Annotated in this window: 21 protein-coding genes, 11 tRNA genes and 1 rRNA gene (1 of these 33 running past the window's edge); 31 read left to right on the top strand and 2 right to left on the bottom strand. The window is 36.9% G+C overall.

Features of this window, described 5'->3' with window-relative positions; translation table 11 throughout:
- The first annotated feature begins 131 nt into the window (after positions 1-131).
- From I5818_RS24240 to I5818_RS24225, 4 genes are all read left to right on the top strand, one after another.
- Complete coding sequence (locus tag I5818_RS24240) at positions 132-1,508, top strand: UDP-N-acetylmuramoyl-tripeptide--D-alanyl-D-alanine ligase (RefSeq protein WP_078110899.1); 1,377 nt, start codon at positions 132-134, stop codon at positions 1,506-1,508.
- A gap of 429 nt (positions 1,509-1,937) precedes the next feature.
- Positions 1,938-3,401 carry a degradosome RNA helicase CshA gene (cshA, locus tag I5818_RS24235; protein WP_058005310.1) on the top strand — a complete coding sequence of 488 codons (1,464 nt, stop codon included), beginning with the start codon at positions 1,938-1,940 and terminating at the stop codon, positions 3,399-3,401.
- 336 nt (positions 3,402-3,737) lie between these two features.
- Positions 3,738-4,220 carry a PH domain-containing protein gene (locus I5818_RS24230; RefSeq protein ID WP_058005311.1) on the top strand — a complete coding sequence of 161 codons (483 nt, stop codon included), beginning with the start codon at positions 3,738-3,740 and terminating at the stop codon, positions 4,218-4,220.
- Positions 4,213-5,649, top strand: coding sequence for a PH domain-containing protein (locus I5818_RS24225; RefSeq protein WP_078111170.1), 1,437 nt, complete (start codon positions 4,213-4,215; stop codon positions 5,647-5,649). Before I5818_RS24230 ends, I5818_RS24225 begins: the two co-directional genes overlap by 8 nt.
- Positions 5,650-5,671: 22 nt before the next feature.
- Here the strand turns inward: I5818_RS24225 and I5818_RS24220 are convergent, their stop codons facing one another.
- The gene (locus I5818_RS24220) at positions 5,672-6,262 is read right to left on the bottom strand and encodes a rhomboid family intramembrane serine protease (protein WP_078111169.1); all 591 of its coding nucleotides are present in this window, start codon (positions 6,260-6,262) and stop codon (positions 5,672-5,674) included.
- Positions 6,263-6,339: 77 nt separating this feature from the next.
- On the opposite strand from I5818_RS24220, the gene acpS reads away from it, so the two are divergent.
- The 14 genes from acpS to I5818_RS24150 all read left to right on the top strand — a co-directional run bounded on the left by acpS (position 6,340) and on the right by I5818_RS24150 (position 17,901).
- Positions 6,340-6,693, top strand: coding sequence for a holo-ACP synthase (acpS, locus tag I5818_RS24215; RefSeq protein WP_058005314.1), 354 nt, complete (start codon positions 6,340-6,342; stop codon positions 6,691-6,693).
- Between the two features lie 204 nt (positions 6,694-6,897).
- Positions 6,898-7,914 (top strand): LolA family protein, encoded by a 1,017-nt coding sequence (locus I5818_RS24210; RefSeq protein ID WP_058005315.1) that lies wholly within the window; start codon positions 6,898-6,900, stop codon positions 7,912-7,914.
- Between the two features lie 359 nt (positions 7,915-8,273).
- Positions 8,274-9,449: an alanine racemase gene (gene alr, locus I5818_RS24205; protein WP_078111168.1), complete on the top strand. Its 1,176-nt coding sequence runs from the start codon at positions 8,274-8,276 to the stop codon at positions 9,447-9,449.
- A 169-nt stretch (positions 9,450-9,618) separates the two neighbouring features.
- Positions 9,619-9,900: a CopG family ribbon-helix-helix protein gene (locus I5818_RS24200; RefSeq protein WP_058005316.1), complete on the top strand. Its 282-nt coding sequence runs from the start codon at positions 9,619-9,621 to the stop codon at positions 9,898-9,900.
- A 4-nt stretch (positions 9,901-9,904) separates the two neighbouring features.
- Entirely contained in the window at positions 9,905-10,255 is a 351-nt protein-coding gene (gene ndoA, locus I5818_RS24195; RefSeq protein ID WP_055741345.1) for a type II toxin-antitoxin system endoribonuclease NdoA, read from the top strand.
- 530 nt (positions 10,256-10,785) lie between these two features.
- Complete coding sequence (locus tag I5818_RS24190) at positions 10,786-11,616, top strand: RsbT co-antagonist protein RsbRA (protein ID WP_058005317.1); 831 nt, start codon at positions 10,786-10,788, stop codon at positions 11,614-11,616.
- On the top strand, positions 11,613-11,969 hold the full coding sequence (locus I5818_RS24185; RefSeq protein ID WP_058005318.1) for an STAS domain-containing protein: 357 nt from the start codon (positions 11,613-11,615) through the stop codon (positions 11,967-11,969). The genes I5818_RS24190 and I5818_RS24185 overlap by 4 nt, the downstream gene beginning before the upstream one ends.
- 4 nt (positions 11,970-11,973) lie before the next feature.
- Positions 11,974-12,375, top strand: coding sequence for an anti-sigma regulatory factor (locus tag I5818_RS24180; RefSeq protein WP_058005319.1), 402 nt, complete (start codon positions 11,974-11,976; stop codon positions 12,373-12,375).
- Between the two features lie 11 nt (positions 12,376-12,386).
- Entirely contained in the window at positions 12,387-13,394 is a 1,008-nt protein-coding gene (locus I5818_RS24175; RefSeq protein ID WP_078109472.1) for a PP2C family protein-serine/threonine phosphatase, read from the top strand.
- A gap of 75 nt (positions 13,395-13,469) precedes the next feature.
- Positions 13,470-13,799, top strand: a complete 330-nt coding sequence (locus tag I5818_RS24170) for an anti-sigma factor antagonist (protein ID WP_058005321.1) — start codon at positions 13,470-13,472, stop codon at positions 13,797-13,799.
- The gene (rsbW, locus tag I5818_RS24165; protein ID WP_058005322.1) at positions 13,799-14,272 is read left to right on the top strand and encodes an anti-sigma B factor RsbW; all 474 of its coding nucleotides are present in this window, start codon (positions 13,799-13,801) and stop codon (positions 14,270-14,272) included. Before I5818_RS24170 ends, rsbW begins: the two co-directional genes overlap by 1 nt.
- Positions 14,250-15,047: an RNA polymerase sigma factor SigB gene (gene sigB, locus I5818_RS24160; RefSeq protein ID WP_078109473.1), complete on the top strand. Its 798-nt coding sequence runs from the start codon at positions 14,250-14,252 to the stop codon at positions 15,045-15,047. Before rsbW ends, sigB begins: the two co-directional genes overlap by 23 nt.
- Complete coding sequence (locus I5818_RS24155) at positions 15,044-15,640, top strand: PP2C family serine/threonine-protein phosphatase (RefSeq protein ID WP_058005324.1); 597 nt, start codon at positions 15,044-15,046, stop codon at positions 15,638-15,640. The genes sigB and I5818_RS24155 overlap by 4 nt, the downstream gene beginning before the upstream one ends.
- Before the next feature lie 89 nt (positions 15,641-15,729).
- Complete coding sequence (locus I5818_RS24150; protein WP_078109474.1) at positions 15,730-17,901, top strand: Tex family protein; 2,172 nt, start codon at positions 15,730-15,732, stop codon at positions 17,899-17,901.
- 191 nt (positions 17,902-18,092) lie between these two features.
- On the opposite strand, the gene cmpA is transcribed toward I5818_RS24150, so the two are convergent.
- Entirely contained in the window at positions 18,093-18,206 is a 114-nt protein-coding gene (gene cmpA / locus I5818_RS24145) for a cortex morphogenetic protein CmpA (RefSeq protein WP_139254833.1), read from the bottom strand.
- A gap of 91 nt (positions 18,207-18,297) precedes the next feature.
- On the opposite strand from cmpA, the gene I5818_RS24140 reads away from it, so the two are divergent.
- From I5818_RS24140 to I5818_RS24080, 13 genes are all read left to right on the top strand, one after another.
- Complete coding sequence (locus tag I5818_RS24140) at positions 18,298-18,765, top strand: SprT family protein (protein WP_071975416.1); 468 nt, start codon at positions 18,298-18,300, stop codon at positions 18,763-18,765.
- A gap of 76 nt (positions 18,766-18,841) precedes the next feature.
- Positions 18,842-18,916, top strand: a tRNA-Asn gene (locus I5818_RS24135).
- Between the two features lie 3 nt (positions 18,917-18,919).
- A tRNA-Ser gene (locus I5818_RS24130) sits at positions 18,920-19,010 on the top strand.
- A gap of 17 nt (positions 19,011-19,027) precedes the next feature.
- A tRNA-Glu gene (locus tag I5818_RS24125) sits at positions 19,028-19,099 on the top strand.
- A 19-nt stretch (positions 19,100-19,118) separates the two neighbouring features.
- Positions 19,119-19,195: transfer RNA gene (locus I5818_RS24120), tRNA-Asp, on the top strand.
- Positions 19,196-19,230: 35 nt separating this feature from the next.
- A tRNA-Gln gene (locus I5818_RS24115) sits at positions 19,231-19,305 on the top strand.
- A gap of 207 nt (positions 19,306-19,512) precedes the next feature.
- Positions 19,513-19,588, top strand: a tRNA-Lys gene (locus I5818_RS24110).
- Positions 19,589-19,625: 37 nt separating this feature from the next.
- A tRNA-Leu gene (locus tag I5818_RS24105) sits at positions 19,626-19,710 on the top strand.
- A 59-nt stretch (positions 19,711-19,769) separates the two neighbouring features.
- A tRNA-Leu gene (locus I5818_RS24100) sits at positions 19,770-19,855 on the top strand.
- 60 nt (positions 19,856-19,915) lie between these two features.
- Positions 19,916-19,992, top strand: a tRNA-Arg gene (locus I5818_RS24095).
- Positions 19,993-20,005: 13 nt separating this feature from the next.
- Positions 20,006-20,082 (top strand) — tRNA-Pro (locus I5818_RS24090).
- A gap of 19 nt (positions 20,083-20,101) precedes the next feature.
- Positions 20,102-20,175: transfer RNA gene (locus tag I5818_RS24085), tRNA-Gly, on the top strand.
- Between the two features lie 136 nt (positions 20,176-20,311).
- Positions 20,312-21,799 (top strand): 16S ribosomal RNA (locus tag I5818_RS24080); it runs 65 nt beyond the window's last position.

Below are 21,799 nucleotides of genomic sequence, written 5' to 3'. Positions count from 1 at the left end.
AAAAAAGTAGAATACCCTTAAAATATAGAGTTATTTAAGTTAGTTTGCCCTTCTTAAAGTTTTTTTCCAAAAAGTAAAATCTCTTTAAGAAGGGTAACTTAAAAATGGTCTTTTTATTTGGAGGAAAAAGCATGATTCAAAGAACGATTGGACAATTAGCAACAATGATCCACGTAGAAAATGATGTATCAAATTATTCTGAGATCGAAGTAACTGGAGTATGTATTGATACGCGTAAATTGAAGAGAGGAAACCTTTTTATTCCATTTAAAGGGAATAATGTTGACGGTCACCAATATGTGGAAGACGCAATTAAAAACGGTGCTAGTGCTGCATTATGGCAAAAGGATGTGCCAAATCCTCCCTACCATTTACCTATTCTAGTTGTTGAAAATACGGAGCATTCTTTACAGGATCTTGCAAGAAGTTATAGAGATCAACTTAATATTAAGGTTATTGGAGTTACTGGTAGTAATGGGAAAACGACTACAAAGGATATGGTAACAGCTGTATTAAGTGAAAAGTTTAATGTTCAAAAAACTGAGGGAAATTTTAATAATCACTTAGGGTTACCAATAACAATTCTCTCTTTAAGAGAAGATACTGATGTAGCTGTATTAGAGATGGGAATGAGTGCTAAAGGTGAAATTGACTTTTTAACAAAGCTCGCGAAACCAGATATTGCTATTATTACAAATATTGGTGAAGCCCATCTTCAAGATCTTGGTTCTAGAGAAGGCATTGCTAAGGCAAAACTCGAGATTACAAATGGTTTGAAAAAAGATGGACTATTTATTTTTATCGGGGATGAACCGCTTCTTCGAGAACGTGTAGATCAATATAAGAATTTTCGAATCCAAACATTTGGCAAATCCAAAGTGAATGATCTATATCCTATTTCTATTGAGCAGCAAAATAATGGAAGTGTTTATAGTATCAACAAAGCTCCAGAAAAAGAACTTTATCTTCCAGTTCTCGGCGAATATAATGTATTAAATTCATTATCAGCAATTTTATCAGCACTTGAATTAGGACTATCAATGGATGAGATTGAATTAGGCCTAAAAGCACTTAAATTATCTTCGATGCGCATGGAAAAGCATACAGGTATAAAAGGTACAAAGATTATTAATGATGCATATAATGCCAGTCCTACTTCAATGAAAGCAGCTATTCATATGTTGGAAACTTTAGCTGATGCAGATGATAAAATCGTTGTGTTGGGCGACATGTTAGAACTTGGGGATAATGAGGTGGAGTTTCATCGTGAAGTAGGAAGAGAACTGAAAGAAAGTAAAATAAAATATGTGTTTACCTACGGAAAATTGGGTAATTATATAGCTGAGAGTGCAAAATTAACTTTTCCTGAAACACGAGTTTTTGCCTTTATGGACAAACAAGAGCTTGTCCAGCATTTGAAATCTGTTATTAATGGGAATGAGTGGATTTTGGTTAAAGGTTCAAGAGGAATGAAATTAGAAGAAGTTGTGCAAGAATTGGAAGAGTAAAATAATTTCTTTATGTAAAAAAAAGAAAATTATTTTTCCCATCTAAAAAGGGAATACTTTATGATAGTTTCCTTATAATGATGATAATTTGGAATATCTTGCGCGTTGAAATCCAAGCTTATTAATGGTACCATAACCGTACATCGTTTACACTTTTTGCCGGAACTCTTTATTTTTACAAAGGCTCTTTTCTTAAACTTGATATATGTAAGAAAATAACATGAGCTGTATTCTACTTTCTTTAGAAAATGATCTACTATATGTGACAATCCTACTATTTAGAGAGTAATGTATACATTTTACTTGTAGCATAGATTATAACAATGTTTAATAAAGAGTGTCTATTTTTTGTATGGTATCGGGGAAACGAACCTTAATCGTATGTAGGTTTACTTGGCCCTGTTAAGTTATAAAGGAGAATGAGAAGCATTGACGAATTTTTCAGAGTTAAATTTAAGCCCCTCAATTTTAAAATCATTAAAAAGAATGGGCTTTGAAGAAGCATCACCAATTCAAGCAAAAACAATCCCATTAAGTACCCAAGGAAAGGATATTATTGGGCAAGCGCAGACTGGTACTGGTAAAACAGCTGCTTTTGGGATTCCGCTTATTGAAAAAATTGATACAAAAAACCAAAATGTTCAAAGTATTATTATTGCCCCTACCCGTGAATTAGCTATCCAAGTATCAGAAGAATTATATAAAATTGGTTACGATGCAAGAGCGCGTGTATTAGCTGTTTATGGCGGGCAAGATATTCAACGTCAAATTAAAGCGTTGAAAAAAGGCCCACAAATTATTGTCGGTACTCCAGGGCGGATTCTTGATCACATCAAGCGCCGCACATTAAAACTTGACCAAGTAACTACTTTAGTACTTGATGAAGCAGATGAAATGTTAAATATGGGATTCATTGATGATATTGAAAGCATTTTATCTAGTGTGCCGGAGGAAAGACAAACATTACTTTTCTCAGCAACTATGCCTGATCCTATTCGAAGAATTGCTGAAAGATTTATGAATGATCCGGAATTAGTCCGTGTGAAAGCAAAAGAAATGACGGTTCCTTTAATTGAACAATATTATGTAAAAGTGCAGGAAAGAGAAAAATTCGATGTGCTTTCACGTTTAATTGATGTTCAATCACCAGAACTTGCAATTGTATTTGGTCGTACAAAGCGTCGTGTTGATGAACTGGCAAATGCCCTAAACTTAAGAGGATATATGGCAGAAGGAATTCATGGCGACTTAAGTCAAGCAAAGCGCTTATCCGTATTAAGAAAATTTAAAGATGGAAAAGTGGATGTTCTTGTTGCGACAGATGTTGCTGCTCGTGGATTAGATATTTCAGGTGTTACACATGTATATAATTATGATATTCCACAAGATCCTGAAAGCTATGTTCACCGTATTGGAAGAACTGGCCGTGCAGGTAAAGAAGGAATGGCTATTACATTTGTAAATCCTCGTGAAATGAGCTATTTAAAAATTGTTGAGCAAACAACGAAAAAAAGAATGATGCCTATGCGTCCGCCAAGTTGGGATGAAGCATTAGAAGGTCAAATTCGCGTTTCAATGGAAAAACTTTCTGATATAGTAAAAGAAGGAAATCTAAACGATTATCTTTCAGTAGCAAAGGAATTACTAGAGGAAAATGATGCGACCCAAATTATTGCTGCATCACTTAAATTAATGACTAAAGAACCGGATAAAACACCTGTTCATATTACAGAAGAACGCCCTCTACCAATGAAAAAAGATGGGCATAGATCTTCTTCAAGACGTGGTAAACCTTCCTTTAGCGGGAATAAAGGTGGTCACGGAGGAAGTGGCAGAAAGCCGAGAAGATCAGGAAGAAGAGATTATCAACATAATAAAGATCAAAGATCTTAATTAATTTATCATAATTAAAAATTAGTGATACGGGGCCAAAAAAGAGTAAGCGATCATGACGCTGGCTGAATAGAGGAGAATGCTATTTCTCCTCTTATTGCATAAAAGCTTGCAATAAAAAGCAATCAGAGCGATGTCTGATTGCTTTTTTTATACGAAAATTTAAGTAAAAGGTCAAATTATAAAAATAGCGGTTTGATGTTTTGTAAGTTTAACGTTCTTTTTGAGGAAACTGAAAATCAATTTTTCAGGGGAAATAGAGATCATTCGTATGTGTGAAACTAAATAAGGGATTGATTCGTACATATATTATATTCAACTAATTGGGGGATTTGTATGGAGATATATGTACCAAATAAGCGTATCTCAAAAAGTGCGTTAACGGTTTGGAAGATAACAGGAAGCATTCATTCACTTTGTATTTGGGTTTTAAGTATAATTGGAACGTATTTGTTTATAAAGTATGATTGGAATCGATGGTTTATTGTATTGGCAATTTTGATTGCATTTTTATATTCAGTTTTATTTATTTTTATCATTCCAAATATTAGGTGGAAAAGATGGAGATATGAAATTAGGGAAAAGGAAATTGAATTGCAACATGGAGTTTTTATTATTAAAAGGACGCTTGTTCCAATGATACGAGTTCAGCATGTAGATACTGTCCAAGGACCTCTTCTAAGAAAATATCGTTTAGCTACGATTACGATTTCAACTGCAGCTACCGTGCATCATATTCCTACAATCGATGTAATAGAAGCAGAAACTGTACGTCAGTCCATATCAGCACTTGCAAGGGTGGATGAAGAGGATGTCTAATCATAAAAGGCTGCATCCAATCACTGCTATATCAAATTTTCTAAATGAACTAAAACAATTGATCGTTCCATTTCTTATTTCTTTCTTCATTGGAAGAGGAGACAATAAAGAAGGTTTTTGGGATTACACTCCTCAAATCATCATGACATTAATTATTGTTTATGTTTTGATTTCAGGGATTGTTAAGTGGTTACGATTTACTTATCGTCTAGAGGAAGGCGAGCTTCGTATAGAGTATGGATTATTCGTAAAGAAAAAACGATATATTCCTTTTGAAAGAATACAAAGCCTAGATTATTCAGAAGGCATCCTACATCGTCCCTTTGGATTAGTGAGGGTGAAAATTGAAACTGCTGGCAATAGCTTAAAGGAAGCTGAGGCAGAATTAACAGCAATTAAGAAAAAAGATGCAGAAGAAATCCAAAAAATAATAACTGGTGCTAAAAAAACGCCTGAAAAGCTGAAGGAAGTAACAGAAGAATTTTCTTCAGCCAAGATCATTTATCGAATTACGAACCGAGAAATGTTTATTATGGCTTCAACCTCAGGTGGTGCAGGAGCAGTATTTTCCGCTCTAATTGCATTTTCAACACAATTGGATGAGATTATTCCGTATAAAAAGATATTTAACGAGTTGGGTCATATTATACAAAGTGGTGCATTCATTGTAAGTCTTCTAGTGTTTATTTCCTTATTACTTGTTTGGCTGTTCTCTATAATCGTTACTCTCCTAAAGTATAATGGTTTTACGACGAAGTTTGCAGATAATAATTTAATTATTACAAGAGGATTGCTAGAAAAAAGGCAAACGACTATCCCGTTACACCGAATACAAGCAATACGTATTACTGAAAATCCGTTAAGGCAATTATGGGGCTATGCGACCGTTTATATTGAAAGTGCAGGTGGATCAGTAACAGATGCAGAGAGTATGAATGTCATTCTTCTTCCAATGGTGAAAAAGAATAGAATAAATAATCTTATTAGTGATATTTTTAGTGATTATCAATTAGATGTGCCTTTAAAGAAGGCACCAAAGCGTGCAAAAAACCGTTATATTATTAGAGAAATATGTAAGATACTCCCTATCTCTGTGATTGTACCCATTCTTTTTTGGCCATTTGGTCTTTTAGGGGTATTATTGCTTCTTCCGATGGTTCTGTTTGGGATATTACGATATCGTGCTGCGGGATGGAATATTGAAGGAAAGCAGTTTGTGATGAAATACCGTGGTTTTTTAAAGCACACCATTTATATCAGGAAGAATAGGATTCAGAGCTTGGGAATTAGGGAAAGTTGGTTGCAAAGGAAAAGAAACCTTGCGTCTATCGTGTCAACAGTGAAATCATCTGGTGCAGGAAAGACATCTAAAGTAAGACATCTAGACGCAAAGGATGTAGAAACAATTTATCTATGGTTTAAAAACTAGTGAAAAAGAGTTTAGCTCTTTTTCATTTCTTTTTTAGTAAAAAATAAACAAGACTAAAGAGGAATCCAGACAATAGACCGAAAATATGGGCGATGATATTGACATTTGATTCCAAAAAAGTCATGGTAAACGCAATTGCAATGAGAGGAATAATGATCTGAGTTGATTTAGCTACTTCTATTTTCTTTAAAACAATCAATGCTAAATAGATTCCAAAAAGCCCAAATATCGCTCCACTTGCCCCAACATGTCCATAAGTAAGTGGTAAAAATAAATATGTTGCGATATTGGCCATTAGGCCACAACCGAGATAAAAAAGGCTGAACAATTTTTTTTCGAGAGTTGTTTCTAAGAAAGGGCCAAAAATAAGGAGGGAAAATGAATTAAAAAAAAGATGTGTAAAGTCTCTATGAACAAAGATAGGGGTAATTAAACGCCAATATTCACCGTTTGCAATATAGATGTTTACCCCAGATAAATACTGTAATATGAATTTATGCGGAATCATGGGGATAAAGTTTATAATAAACAATAATATTTGTAAAAGGATAATGGTACTTATTACTGGATAATTTCTTACATATTGAGAAAAGCTTTCGTGACGAGTAAACATAATTTTGAACTCCTTTCGCCATGAGGTCTTGTACTAATTCATATGCGAAGCGGTTCTATGATAGAAGGTGTTAAAAAATGATTCAAGGTATTGGACTAGATATTGTTGAAATCGAACGGATTCATCAAATACGGACACGACAATCTCGATTTCCAGAAAAGGTATTAACTAAATCTGAATTAGAGGATTATCAGGGGCTGAAAGAGACTCGAAAATCTGAATTTTTAGCTGGTCGTTTTGCGGCGAAAGAGGCTTTTTCTAAAGCACTCGGTACAGGGATTGGCAAAGAATTAAGCTTTCATGAAATGGAGATTATGGTTGATGAGAGAGGAAAGCCTTATTTTAAAAAACCTAAAGAAACGGGTGTACATCTCTCTATTACACATAGTCGAGACTATGCAGCTGCACAAGTTATTATTGAATCTACCTGAAAATTAATTTACCTTTTGCATATTCCGAAAGGTTGTCTCATATATTCATAGTGCGATAGGAGAGACAAGGCTTATTTAAACATTGCTATAAGTTCGAAGCAAATCTCAAGGAAGGGATTAAAGTATCGAGGAACTTTTGGTATATGATTGAAACATGCCTTTCTCTTCACCAACGATTAATCACACTATGAAGGGGTTGAAGGGATGAAAAGAAAGGTTTGGATGCTTGTTGTGGCTCTTGCAGCAATCTTAGTACTGTCAGCTTGTGGATCCAAGTCGCAAGAAGATGTTGTGAAGAAATTGGATGAACAGATGGGAGAATTAAAGGGATATAAAGCTAATGCCAAAATGACTCTGCAAATGGGAAATGAACCACAAACATATGATATTGAAATTTGGTACAGTAAACCGAATTATTATCGAGTTCACTTGAAAAATGATAAGAAAGAGCAGAGTCAAATGATTCTAAGAAATAAAGAAGGCGTATATGTTCTAACACCTGCACTTAACAAAAGTTATAAATTTCAGAGTGATTGGCCAAAGAATAGTAGCCAAGCTTATCTATATGAATCACTTGTAAAGGATATTTTAAGTGATAAGGATGCAACTTTTAAGGCAACAGACGATCAATATGTTTTTGAAACGAAAACACGTTATCAGAACAATAAAATGTTGCCTTATCAAGAGATTACATTTAATAAAAAGAATCTATCTCCAAAAAGTGTAAAGGTGATGGATACTGATCGAAAAACATTAGTGGCTGTACAGTTTACTAAAGTTGAATTTAATGCGAAATTTGATAAAAATGCTTTTAATACGAATAAAAATCTAACAGGGGCTAAACTTGATATCCCGGTAAATGCTAAACCTGATGAAGATGAATTTATTGTAAAGTATCCAACTGTAAAAATTGGTGATACAGCTTTACTAGATGAAAAGGAAATAAATACCGAGGATGGAAAACGTGTCGTTTTAACTTATACAGGTGAAAAATCATTTACGATGACTCAAGAAAAGGCGGAAGTACTACAAACGGCTATTATGGCGCCTACACCAATGAGTGGGGAGATGGTCGATTTAGGATTTGCGGTAGGAACATTAACTGATCAGTCTATTGCATGGACACAGGATGGCGTTGATTACATGATTGCTTCTAATGATTTAACAGATAATGAGTTAATTGAAGTCGCTCAATCTGTACAAGAGGAGCCGGTTAAGTAATAGTGCAACTCCTTATTGAAAGTGAATGACTGTTGATACTAAACAAGGCTGTTTTCGGATCGTTAGTTGTTTTTGTAAAAGCCCAACTGCCGGCTTTTACACCTAATAAAGGATTTAGCGATTCTTATGGAGTTTGCAGCACATTTCTCAGTGAAATGAAAGATGTAGTGGTCTTCAGCCGATAGTTATTCGTTCAAACTTTACTTAAATTGCGACAATGTTTGAGAAAAGAGCCTTTAAAAAAATATATAAACCATTAAGTTTCCTAGCAGGTTCTATTAGAACCTGTTTTCTTTTTGGCAAATAATATGATTAAATTAATGTGGAAAGAAACTTAAGGAATTTGGGAAGTGGTTATGATGAGGAATGAAATTTCGTTTTATCGAGATACTTGGGTGGAAATCAATTTAGATCATTTAACTACAAACATCACATTAATGAAGAACCATTTACCGAATGGAATAAAATTATTCGCAGTAGTGAAGGCGAATGCTTATGGACATGGGGATATACAAATTGCCAAAGCGGCATTAGAAGCGGGAGCATATGGGCTAGCTGTTGCTATTTTAGATGAAGCCATCTCGTTACGAAATCAAGGAATTGAAGCACCTATCCTTGTGTTAGGAGCAAGTCGAGCTAGCGATGCACCATTGGCTGCTAAGCTTGGGATTGCTTTGACTGTTTTCCAAAAGGAGTGGTTGGAAGACGCTGCGAGCCGACTAGCGGAAGAAGAAAATAAGCTAATTGTCCATGTAAAATGTGACACAGGAATGGGAAGAATCGGAGTAAGAGAAATAGACGAGCTTAAGGAAGTTGAACAATTTCTAACTGCTCATTCAGAAATCTTTTTATTTGAGGGATTATTTACCCATTTTGCTACAGCAGATGAAGTAAATACAAGCTATTTCGAGAAGCAATTGGAAGCTTTTAAAAAAATGGTTACAGCATTAAATGTGAAACCATCCCTTATTCATTGTGCCAACAGTGCCACATCGCTGCGATTTAATCAATCTGAGTTTAATGCAGTGAGATATGGAATTGCAATGTATGGCCTGTCGCCATCAGAGGAAATAAAGGCTCTACTGCCATTTGAGCTACATCAGGTATTCTCCTTGCATACAAAAATTACAAATGTAAAAAAAGTTCTAAAGGGCGATTCAATAAGTTATGGAGCGGTTTATAAGGCAGAAAAAGAAGAGTGGATTGCTACTTTACCAATAGGGTATGCGGATGGATGGATTCGTAAATTACAGGGTCAGGAAGTTTTAGTTGACGGAATTAGGGTACCTATTGTCGGACGTATTTGTATGGATCAATGTATGATCAGACTGCCGCATTATATCCCTGTTGGAACGCAGGTTACATTAATCGGTAGTCAAGGTGAAGAGAATATCACGATGGACGAGATTGCAAGGAAACTTGATACGATTAATTATGAAATTCCATGCTTGACATCTATTAGAATACCGAGAATTTATAAACGTTCTAATCAAATTGTAGAGGTGGATAACCGTTTATTAAAGGGATTATTTTAATGATAAATATTAAATTTATCTATTGATTCTATATAGAATGCATAATTTCTAGTTTTTTTTGGCGATAATAGTTAGGAATGTTCAATTAGTCTTTGCATATAGTGGATTTGGTGGTATTATTAAATTGGTATTTAGAATCGGTGTGTAGTGATTGGTGGAGGTGTAGTTTGTGTCTGAATCCAGCGCAACAACAGAAATATTAATTCGGTTACCAGTACATTTATTATCAGAACTTGATGGATTTGCTGAGCAAGAAAATGTGAATCGAAATGAATTTATTTATCGAGCTACAAAGATGTATCTTCGTGAGCGTAAAAAAAGACAGATTCGCGAATCTATGAGACGCGGCTACATGGAAATGGCTAAAATTAATTTAGCAATAGCATCTGAGGCGATTCAAGCAGAGTACGAAGCAGAACATACAGTAGAACGCTTAGTAAGCGGGGGTTAGTCCTTTGATTGTTAAGCGTGGTGACGTGTATTTTGCTGACCTTTCCCCAGTTGTCGGATCTGAACAAGGTGGAGTCCGCCCTGTTTTGGTCATTCAAAACGACATTGGGAATCGGTTTAGTCCCACTGTAATTGTTGCTGCTATTACAGCGCAAATCCAAAAAGCAAAACTTCCTACACATGTTGAAATTGATGCAAAGCGTTATGGCTTTGAACGCGATTCTGTTATTTTGCTTGAACAAATTCGCACCATTGATAAACAACGCTTAACAGACAAAATCACACATTTAGACGAAGAAATGATGGAAAAAGTGGACGATGCACTGCAAATTAGTTTAGGACTTATTGAATTTTAATCTAGAAACGCTCATAAAAATTGAGGGTTTCTTTATTTTTTGATCCTTCTTCATAATGAGGAAGGTTTTTTTATTAGGCTCTTTTCTCAAAAGCCGGAGACCACTAATCTCCTTCATTTCACTGAGAAAAGAAATGAAACTCTTCTTAATAAGCTTGATACCTTTATTTAGTGTAAAAGCCGGCAAAAGGACTTTTACAAAAACAACCTTTATGTATTTTTTTATATATGTAAAGGATGAGATAAATGATCGAACTATTTTATAGGTAATATTACCTATTTTTGTATAAGTGGGAAGATATAAATTTTTTCGTTATTTATTTTTTGCTAACATGAATATAGATCACTAGATAGAATTTATATTTAGGTGCTTTTGTAGCAACTTGTTGCAAAAAGTAAATTTCCTATCAGGATTTTTACTGTTGTTTTCTTCCTCATTACGATAAGGGCCTCAATTATTTAGTATCTAAGCAAATATGTATGAGGCAACAAACCAAGAGTAAAGAAGATTTAGAGATAGGAGAGATTATTATGTACAATTTTTTATTAGAATATATTCCAAACCATAAAGATGAAATTTTAACTGAATGGATGGAAAGAATGAAGCAAAACGGTGATGAAAGGTTTATCAATGTGGTTTCTGACCAGGTATATGTGAATACTAGCAGTGAATTTGTAGATGTAATTTTGTCCCGATTAGATACGAGCGAAAACTATAACGAGAAGTTATCCGAATTCGCTGAAAAAATCGTTCGACTAGGTTGGCCGTTAACTTTCGTCACTTCAGGATTGTCTACAATGGGGAAAATTATTTTTGATAAAATTAATGAAACAACGGATCTTCCAAAGGAAAAACATTCTGAATACTTCTTGGTTTATGATAAATGGATGACACCTATGTACAATGAAATTATAAGCGCATACACAGCAACATGGGAAAGAACAGTATCTCTACAAAAAATCGCTCTTCAGGAACTTTCTGCACCACTCATTCCAGTTTTTGAGAAAATATCAGTTATGCCGTTAGTGGGCACCATTGATACGGAAAGGGCAAAGCTAATTATGGAGAACCTCTTAAATGGGGTTGTAAAGCATCGAGCTGAGGTTGTATTAATTGACATTACAGGAGTTCCTGTTGTTGACACAATGGTCGCACATCATATTATTCAAGCAGCAGATGCAGTCCGTTTAGTTGGGGCGAAGTGTATGTTAGTAGGCATTCGTCCTGAGATTGCTCAAACTATAGTTAATCTAGGTATTAATTTAAATCAAGTCATAACAACAAGTACGTTAAGAAAAGGAATCGAACAAGCTTTGGAAATCACTAACAGGAAAATAGTGAAACTGGAGGGATCCTTGTGAGAATACCCATTTTAAAATTACATGATTGTTTGGTTGTCTCCATTCAATGGGAATTAGATGATCAGACAGCACTTCAATTTCAAGAGGACCTTTTACATAAAATACATGCAACAAGTGCTAGAGGTGTGGTAATAGATATTACCTCTATTGATTTTATTGATTCGTTTATTGCAAAGGTATTGGGTGATGTCATTAATATGTCTAAATTAATGGGTGCACAGGTGGTAGTCACTGGCATAAAACCTGCTGTAGCCATAACATTAATTGAACTCGGTATTCGTTTAGAAGATGTCCTAACCGCAATTGACCTCGAAAATGGTTTGGAGAAATTACAACAGGAACTGGGGGAATAGCGTTATGGAGTTCCGATCCTGCGTAAAGATTTTAAACGAGTGGGACATCGTCGCCGTTCGTCAATTAGGGAGAAATGTTGCAAAGGAATTAAACTTTGGAATTGTAGATCAGGCAAGAATTACAACTGCAATCAGTGAGTTGGCGAGAAATATCTTTCTTTATGCTGGTCAAGGACAAATATGCATAGAGAAGATATTTAAAGATGGAAAATCCGGTGTAAAGATTATTGCAGAAGACAATGGACCTGGAATTCAGGACGTAAGAAAGGTAATGGAAGATGGCTTTTCAACCTCTGGAGGACTAGGTGCTGGATTGCCTGGCGTTAAACGACTAATGGATGATTTCGATATTGATTCAAAACCGAATGAAGGAACAACCATTATTGTAACGAAATGGCTCCGATAGGAGGAGTAACTATGGACAGTAGATCGTTATTGGAGCAAAAATATAGAGAGATTATTAACAATTATTTAAGTGACCAAAATGAACAGCTACTTTACCAAGGGCAAAAATTAAGTAGGAAATTGATAGAATATAGTACAACTCCAGAGGAAATTATTAATTTACATCGCTCGATTTTAATTGAATTAGAACCGAATTTGTCACAATCAGTGCTTTCATCCTTTGATATACTTCTTGAAGTCATGATGGGATATGGATTAGCCTATCGTGAACATCAAAGTTTAAGAAACCAACAGCAACAGCTTAAAACAGAAATTGAGATAGCAAGGAATATGCAAAAAACATTATTAGGAACAAAAATTCCAAAAATGAAAAGTCTTGATATTGGAGCAATTAGTGTACCTGCTAAGCATATGAGCGGAGATTATTATCATTTTGTAGAAGATGAAAATGGATGTATGGGTGTTGCTATTGCGGATATTATTGGAAAAGGAATTCCTGCAGCTCTATGTATGTCTATGATTAAATATGCGATGGATAGTTTACAAGAAAATGTCCAACCTCATGCAATTTTAGAGAGTCTAAATCGCGTAGTTGAACAAAATGTTGATCCGAATATGTTTATATCAATGTTTTACGGAATGTATAACCCAATCGATCATCAATTTCTATTTTCTTCTGCTGGGCATGAACCAGGATTTTTTTATGATTCCAAGCATCAACAATTTACTGATTTGAGTGCCGAAGGATTATTATTAGGAATTGAGAAAAAAACAAAGTACAAACAATATGATATATCTCTACAAAAGAATGATTTGGTCATTTTGCTTTCTGATGGAGTAACTGAGTGTCGAACCAAAGAGGGGTTTATTGAACGAAAAATACTTACTGAAATAATTAAAAAATATATTGATTTGACTGCACAAGAAATGGTAAATCATGTGTATAAGGAATTAGAAAGAATTCAGGCTTTTCAGTTACGTGACGATTTTACTTTGATCATTTTAAAAAGAGTGAATTAAAAAAGTTTATAAATATGTTATTAAGGGTAAAGAAAGTATATCAAAGAGAAAAAGATTTAAAATGAGGTGAACGTGATGAATATTTCCATCGATATACAAGAAATAGATAACCACGTTTTTGCGAAAATTAATGGTGAAATCGATGCGTATACTGCGCCAAAGCTTAGAGAAGCACTTATACCGTTTAACGATAAACATGGAATCGAAATGTCGATAGATTTATCGGGAGTTTCCTATATGGATAGTACAGGCCTGGGTGTCTTTGTTGGCTTGTTTAAAGGTCTCCGAACGAATGAAGGCAAACTAAGTTTAAATGGATTAACAAGCAGGATCGAACGATTATTTGATATTACTGGTTTATCAAAGATTATGGATATTAATACCGAGGTAGAAGGTGGCGTTTAATGGTGGAGGCATTCGATTGCATCGAAATGAAAATTCCTGCAAAACCTGAATATATAGGTGTTATTCGATTAACAATTTCAGGTATTGCTAGTCGTATGGGTTTTGCTTATGAGATGATCGAAGACTTAAAGATTGCAACTAGTGAAGCAATTACAAACGCAGTTCAACATGCATATAAAGGGAATCCAAGTAAAGAAATTATTATAGGTTTTAGTGTGTATGAAGACAAATTAGAAATTAAAGTTGCTGATCAAGGAAAAAGCTTCGATGTAGGAAAGACAAAGGAAAAGACCGGACCATATTTAGAAAGTGAAACCGTGGAGTTTATGCGTGAAGGAGGTCTTGGTCTTTATCTAATTGAAAGTCTTATGGATGAAGTGAAAATTCACTATAAGGAAGGGGTAACGGTCATAATGACCAAATACCTCGAGGGAGAGCAGGTGGAGACTGATGCCCAAATTGTCTCAACCTAGTCAGTTTGGAAAAGAACATATAAATCATTTAATTAAATTATTTCAAGAGAATGAAGATCAAAACGCACAGAATGATCTTGTATTACACTATGAAAAATTAGTGGACTCCATTGCACGAAAATATTCAAAAGGAAGGTCTTATCACGAGGATATTTTTCAGGTTGGAATATTAGGTTTACTAGGTGCAATTCGACGTTATGATGAATCCTATGGAAAAAGCTTTGAATCATTTGCCATCCCGACGATTATTGGCGAAATTAAACGATTCCTTCGTGACAAAACATGGAGTGTTCATGTTCCACGACGTATTAAAGAAATTGGACCGAAAATTAAGGTAACCATTGAGGAATTAACAACCGAATTACAGCGATCTCCGAAAATTGCAGAGATTGCTGCTAAATTAAATGTATCCGAGGAAGAAATTTTAGAAGCGATGGAGATGGGGAAAAGCTACCAAGCATTATCAGTTGACCACTCTATCGAAGCTGATTCAGATGGAAGTACTGTCACATTATTAGACATTGTAGGAAATGAAGACGCTGGATACGAGAAAGTAGATCAACGCCTTGTTCTTGATAAGGTATTACATGTTTTAAATGAAAGAGAGAGACAAATTATTCAATACACTTACCTTGATAATCTTAGTCAAAAGGAAACAGGAGAAAAATTAGGCATTTCTCAAATGCATGTTTCGCGTTTGCAGAGAAAGGCGATAAAAAAATTAAAAATGGCCATAAGTGGTGACTCTTTGATGAAGGAGAGTCCATCATTATGAAACATTTTCAACAGGATTTGGTTGAGGTATATGCGTATCAGCTAGCAAAGGAAGGAAAATCCTATTGTGGTGATAGCTATTACTATACAGCCACAGATGAGTACTTTTTATGTGTACTAGCTGATGGATTAGGGAGTGGGCAATATGCATTCGAAGCCTCATTTGCAGTTGCAGAAGCAGTAAAAAATAATGCAGATAAAGATGTTGATTCGTTAATGAAGCATTGCAATGAGGTTCTTGTTCAAAAAAGAGGAGCGGCGGTAGCGGTTTTAAAAGTTAATTTAAAGGAAAAGGAGTTCGCATATAGTTGTGTTGGAAATATACGCTTCTATTTGTATACACCTTCCGGAAAACTTACTTATCCTATTCCTGTAACAGGGTATTTATCGGGTCGTCCTCAAACTTTTCGAACTCAATGTTTTCCGTATGAGCCTGGATCAAAATTTTTACTTCATTCAGATGGATTAAGAACTTCCAATTCTAAAGCGTTATTAAGAAGCTGTTGTTCAATTGAAATGATTGCAAATGAACTCAAGAATGAAGAATATTTGAATGCGGATGATTCTACATTTATTATTGGGAGCTTGCACTAATATGCAAGCTTTTTCCTTTTGGTATAGTAGTGTTAAAATAAGATTATTGGAAACGATGTTATAAATTATGAGAAGTAGGTGTGTGCGGATTGGAACAAACGATTGAAAGAAAAGAAGAATTGCAGCAAGGTTTATCGAAAGAGCTTAATTTTTCTAATAAACAAATAAAAAATGTAATCGCCCTTCTAGAAGAAGGTAATACGGTTCCGTTTATTGCCCGGTACCGAAAAGAAATGACAGGTGCTCTGGATGAAGTTCAAATTAGATCCATTATGGATAGATGGAGTTATATTCAAAATTTAGAGCAGAGAAAAGAAGAAGTGATTCGTCTAATCGATGAGCAAGGAAAGCTCACTGAGGAACTTCAACAAAGCATTATTCAAGCAGACAAATTACAAACGCTTGAAGATTTATATAGACCATACAAACAAAAGAGACGAACGAAGGCAACAATAGCAAAAGAAAAAGGATTGGAACCGTTAGCTGAGTGGATCATGACATTTCCATTGAATGAGGACGTTAATAAGAAAGCAGGACTTTTCCTTTCAGAAGAAAAAGATATTCATACAGTAGAAGATGCTCTTGCAGGGGCGAAGGATATTATAGCGGAATGGATTTCAGATGATGCTGCAAATCGTGACTGGATACGAAAAGAAACGTTTAAAACAGGAATGATAGCTTCATCGGTAAAAAAAGAGGAAATTGATTCTAAAAAAGTCTTTGAAATGTATTATGAATATGAAGAACCAATTCGTAAAATTGTACCGCATCGCATTTTAGCCTTAAATCGTGGTGAGAAGGAAGAAGTTCTTCGAGTGTCTATTCATCCGGAAACTGAGAAAATTGTTAATCACCTTTATCAAAAGGTGATAAAAAAAGCACAGTCAAGTGTGACTTCACTAGTAAAAGAAGCGATTGAAGACAGTTATAAACGTTTAATCCAACCTTCTATTGAAAGAGAAATAAGAAATGATTTAACAGAAAAAGCGGAAAATCAAGCCATTCATATTTTCTCTGAAAACTTAAGAAACCTTTTGCTTCAGCCACCGTTAAAAGGAAAGATTGTGCTGGGGGTCGATCCTGCTTATCGAACAGGGTGTAAATTAGCTGTTGTTAATGAAACAGGTAAAGTATTATCGATAGGTGTGATCTATCCTCACCCACCAAAAGCAAAACCAGAGGAAGCAAGGCAGAAGCTTATTGAGGTTATTAGAGATTCCAATGTAGAAGTGATTGCGATTGGTAATGGGACCGCTTCACAGGAAACGGAACAATTTGTAGCAGAAATTTTAAGGGAAATAGATAAGGAAATATCTTATATTATTGTCAATGAAGCTGGTGCAAGTGTTTATTCAGCTTCGGATCTTGCCCGAGAAGAATTCCCTGATTTTCAAGTTGAAGAAAGAAGTGCAGTCTCTATAGCGAGAAGATTACAGGATCCACTAGCCGAATTAGTAAAAATAGACCCGAAATCTGTCGGTGTAGGCCAGTATCAGCACGATGTTTCTCAAAAAAATCTAAATGAATCTCTTACTTTTGTTGTAGAAACAGCGGTTAACCAAGTAGGTGTTAATGTAAACACGGCTTCCTCCTCCCTATTACAATATGTATCAGGATTGAGTAAATCAGTTGCCAATAATATAGTTAAATTCAGAAATGAAGCGGGGAAAATTAATAATAGAAATCAACTAAAGTCGATTCCACGTCTAGGTGCGAAAACCTACGAACAATGCATTGGTTTCTTGCGAATTATTGATGGTGATGATCCATTAGATAAAACACCTATCCATCCTGAAAACTACGATGCTGTGAAAAAGCTATTAAACAAAATCGATTGTACAGTGGCAGATATAGGTGGGGAGAAGTTAAAGACTGCTCTTGAATCTATTTCATTAAGTAGCCTATCCGATGAACTAGGTATTGGTGAACTGACATTGAAAGATATTATCGATGCCTTAAACCGTCCAGGACGTGATCCGCGTGATGAGTTGCCTCAACCGTTACTTAAGAAGGATATATTGAAATTAGAAGATTTAAAAGTAGGTACTGAAATGCAAGGTACTGTTCGAAATGTAGTTGATTTTGGGGCATTTGTCGATGTAGGTGTAAAAGAAGACGGCCTTGTTCATATATCAAAGCTAAGTAATAAATTTGTTAAGCATCCATTAGATGTAGTTGCTCTAGGAGATATAGTAACTGTATGGGTAGAGAATGTGGATGTACAAAAAGGAAGATTATCATTAACGATGCTACCAAAATAAAAGGCGTGTTGTCACACGCCTTTCTTTATTGGCGTAGTAATAAAGATTCGAATCATTTATTTAGTTGAACTTCAGGTAAATTCCTACTCCTTGAATTTATCAATGTAGGAATCTGAAAATGTAAGGGTGTAAAGTACCTTTTTGTCATTTCATTAATAATAAGTGAGGATTGTCTAGAAAGTGTTTCAGCTTTAATTTTGAAGTTTATTTTGATAGAAGAACCAACATTGGTTAAGTAGTTTGATTTGGTAATGATCTTTTTCTGAAAAGGCTTTTCGAATTTGGTTTTGAAACCATGTCGGCATAACATCAAGTCCTTCCTTAATAAAAAGTAGGTTAATACCTAGTATATGCTATAATAGGTTGTCTTGTTCGTTCGAAAAAGGGGTGAAAATAATGAACAATGATCAGCTTCAAGATTTGGTTGAAAGATTATCATTGCAATTATTTGGAAAGACATTTAAACATAAGGCATTATTTAATCCAAGGCTTCGAACAACAGGAGGAAGATACTTATTAAGCTCCCATAATATTGAAATTAATAAAAAATATTATGATGAATTTGGAGAAGCGGAGCTAATTGGGATAATCAAGCATGAGCTCTGTCATTACCATCTTCATTTAGAGGGAAGGGGCTACCAACATAGGGATTCAGATTTTAAAAAGCTACTTTCAGCTGTCGATGCTCCAAGATTTTGTACCCCATTATTAACGAAGAGTGTTAAAAAAACAACTCTAGACTATGTATATATTTGTACTGATTGTCATACACTATTCAAACGTAAAAAGCGGATGAATATTAACCGATATGTATGTGGGAAATGCCGTGGAAAGTTAATGTTAATTAGTGAAAAAAGATCATAAAATAAATTTTAAAAAACTAGTTGACATTGTGATTGATTCTAATTATAATTTTAAGAGTCGACAAGATGATTGTCGTTCCGCAGTAGCTCAGTGGTAGAGCTATCGGCTGTTAACCGATCGGTCGTAGGTTCGAATCCTACCTGCGGAGCCATATGGGGAAGTACTCAAGTGGCTGAAGAGGCGCCCCTGCTAAGGGTGTAGGTCGCGTAAGCGGCGCGAGGGTTCAAATCCCTCCTTCTCCGCCAGTAAAACTATTGAATGTGGCCCGTTGGTCAAGCGGTTAAGACACCGCCCTTTCACGGCGGTAACACGGGTTCGAATCCCGTACGGGTCATTTTTAAAAAAATATATTTGGTCCGGTAGTTCAGTTGGTTAGAATGCCTGCCTGTCACGCAGGAGGTCGCGGGTTCGAGTCCCGTCCGGACCGCCATTTAAAAACAAAAATGGTTTTTGATAAATACATATTGGGCTATAGCCAAGTGGTAAGGCAACGGACTTTGACTCCGTCACTCGTTGGTTCGAATCCAGCTAGCCCAGCCATTTTTTTATTTTGGTAAGGAAATAAAGAAGTATAAAAATAGTAAGAGCCATTAGCTCAGTTGGTAGAGCACGATCGAGTAAGCTGCGTAGCAATACAACAGCGTACCAATCGAGTTGCATCTTGAATAAACTTTCTGAGATTGGGACGTCGTAGATGCACAATTTGTTCTAAGGTGCATATCTATAATAGCTTGAATTTAATAGTAAGAGCCATTAGCTCAGTTGGTAGAGCATCTGACTTTTAATCAGAGGGTCGAAGGTTCGAGTCCTTCATGGCTCACCATTGTTTTTGTGAAGTAAAGTAACTTAACTTTCATAACGCGGGTGTGGCGGAATTGGCAGACGCACCAGACTTAGGATCTGGCGCCGCAAGGCGTGGGGGTTCGACTCCCTTCACCCGCACCAAAAAAATCTTGACTTTTATCTAGCAGTTTGTTATCATATCTTATGTCGCTTTTTTAAATGCGGTCGTGGCGGAATGGCAGACGCGCTAGGTTGAGGGCCTAGTGGTGGCAACACCGTGGAGGTTCAAGTCCTCTCGGCCGCACCAAAGATTATATACAGGCAAAAGAACTGAAGTTTTTGCAAAGCAAAATATCTTTCCGTGATTGCGCCCGTAGCTCAATTGGATAGAGCGTCTGACTACGGATCAGAAGGTTATGGGTTCGACTCCTATCGGGCGCGCCATTATATATCCTAACGGGAAGTAGCTCAGCTTGGTAGAGCACATGGTTTGGGACCATGGGGTCGCAGGTTCGAATCCTGTCTTCCCGACCATTACAAATTTGAATATTATGCGGGTGTAGTTTAGTGGTAAAACTACAGCCTTCCAAGCTGTTGTCGTGGGTTCGATTCCCATCACCCGCTCCAAAAAAAAGTTGTTGACATCAACTTAAAAAGATGTTAAGATATAAAAGTTGTTAAAGAAATAGATTGATCTTTGAAAACTGAACAAAACGAAACGTCAATGAATTACTTTTATTTATAAAGAGCTATATCAAACATCTTTTTGGAGAGTTTGATCCTGGCTCAGGACGAACGCTGGCGGCGTGCCTAATACATGCAAGTCGAGCGAATCTGATGGGAGCTTGCTCCCTGATGATTAGCGGCGGACGGGTGAGTAACACGTGGGTAACCTGCCTGTAAGACTGGGATAACTCCGGGAAACCGGGGCTAATACCGGATAACTTTTTTCTTCGCATGAGGGAGAATTGAAAGATGGCTTCGGCTATCACTTACAGATGGACCCGCGGCGCATTAGCTAGTTGGTGAGGTAACGGCTCACCAAGGCGACGATGCGTAGCCGACTTGAGAGGGTGATCGGCCACACTGGGACTGAGACACGGCCCAGACTCCTACGGGAGGCAGCAGTAGGGAATCTTCCGCAATGGACGAAAGTCTGACGGAGCAACGCCGCGTGAGTGATGAAGGTTTTCGGATCGTAAAACTCTGTTGTTAGGGAAGAACAAGTATCGTTCGAATAGGGCGGTACCTTGACGGTACCTAACCAGAAAGCCACGGCTAACTACGTGCCAGCAGCCGCGGTAATACGTAGGTGGCAAGCGTTGTCCGGAATTATTGGGCGTAAAGCGCGCGCAGGCGGTTTCTTAAGTCTGATGTGAAATCTTGCGGCTCAACCGCAAGCGGCCATTGGAAACTGGGAGACTTGAGTGCAGAAGAGGAGAGTGGAATTCCACGTGTAGCGGTGAAATGCGTAGAGATGTGGAGGAACACCAGTGGCGAAGGCGACTCTCTGGTCTGTAACTGACGCTGAGGCGCGAAAGCGTGGGGAGCGAACAGGATTAGATACCCTGGTAGTCCACGCCGTAAACGATGAGTGCTAAGTGTTAGAGGGTTTCCGCCCTTTAGTGCTGCAGCTAACGCATTAAGCACTCCGCCTGGGGAGTACGGCCGCAAGGCTGAAACTCAAAGGAATTGACGGGGGCCCGCACAAGCGGTGGAGCATGTGGTTTAATTCGAAGCAACGCGAAGAACCTTACCAGGTCTTGACATCCTCTTGACCTCCCTAGAGATAGGGATTTCCCTTCGGGGACAGGAGTGACAGGTGGTGCATGGTTGTCGTCAGCTCGTGTCGTGAGATGTTGGGTTAAGTCCCGCAACGAGCGCAACCCTTGACCTTAGTTGCCAGCATTCAGTTGGGCACTCTAAGGTGACTGCCGGTGACAAACCGGAGGAAGGTGGGGATGACGTCAAATCATCATGCCCCTTATGACCTGGGCTACACACGTGCTACAATGGATGGTACAAAGGGCTGCAAGACCGCGAGGTTTAGCTAATCCCATAAAACCATTCTCAGTTCGGATTGTAGGCTGCAACTCGCCTACATGAAGCCGGAATCGCTAGTAATCGCGGATCAGCATGCCGCGGTGAATACGTTCCCGGGCCTTGTACACACCGCCCGTCACACCACGAGAGTTTGTAACACCCGAAGTCGGTGAGGTAACCTTTTGGAGCCAGCCGCCGAAGGTGGGAC

This window comes from Heyndrickxia oleronia, assembly GCF_017809215.1.
In the GTDB taxonomy this organism is placed as follows: Bacteria; Bacillota; Bacilli; order Bacillales; family Bacillaceae_C; genus Heyndrickxia; species Heyndrickxia oleronia.
The sequence above is the reverse complement of the archived record's forward strand: the minus strand, read 5'-3'. Positions and strand labels throughout refer to the sequence as shown.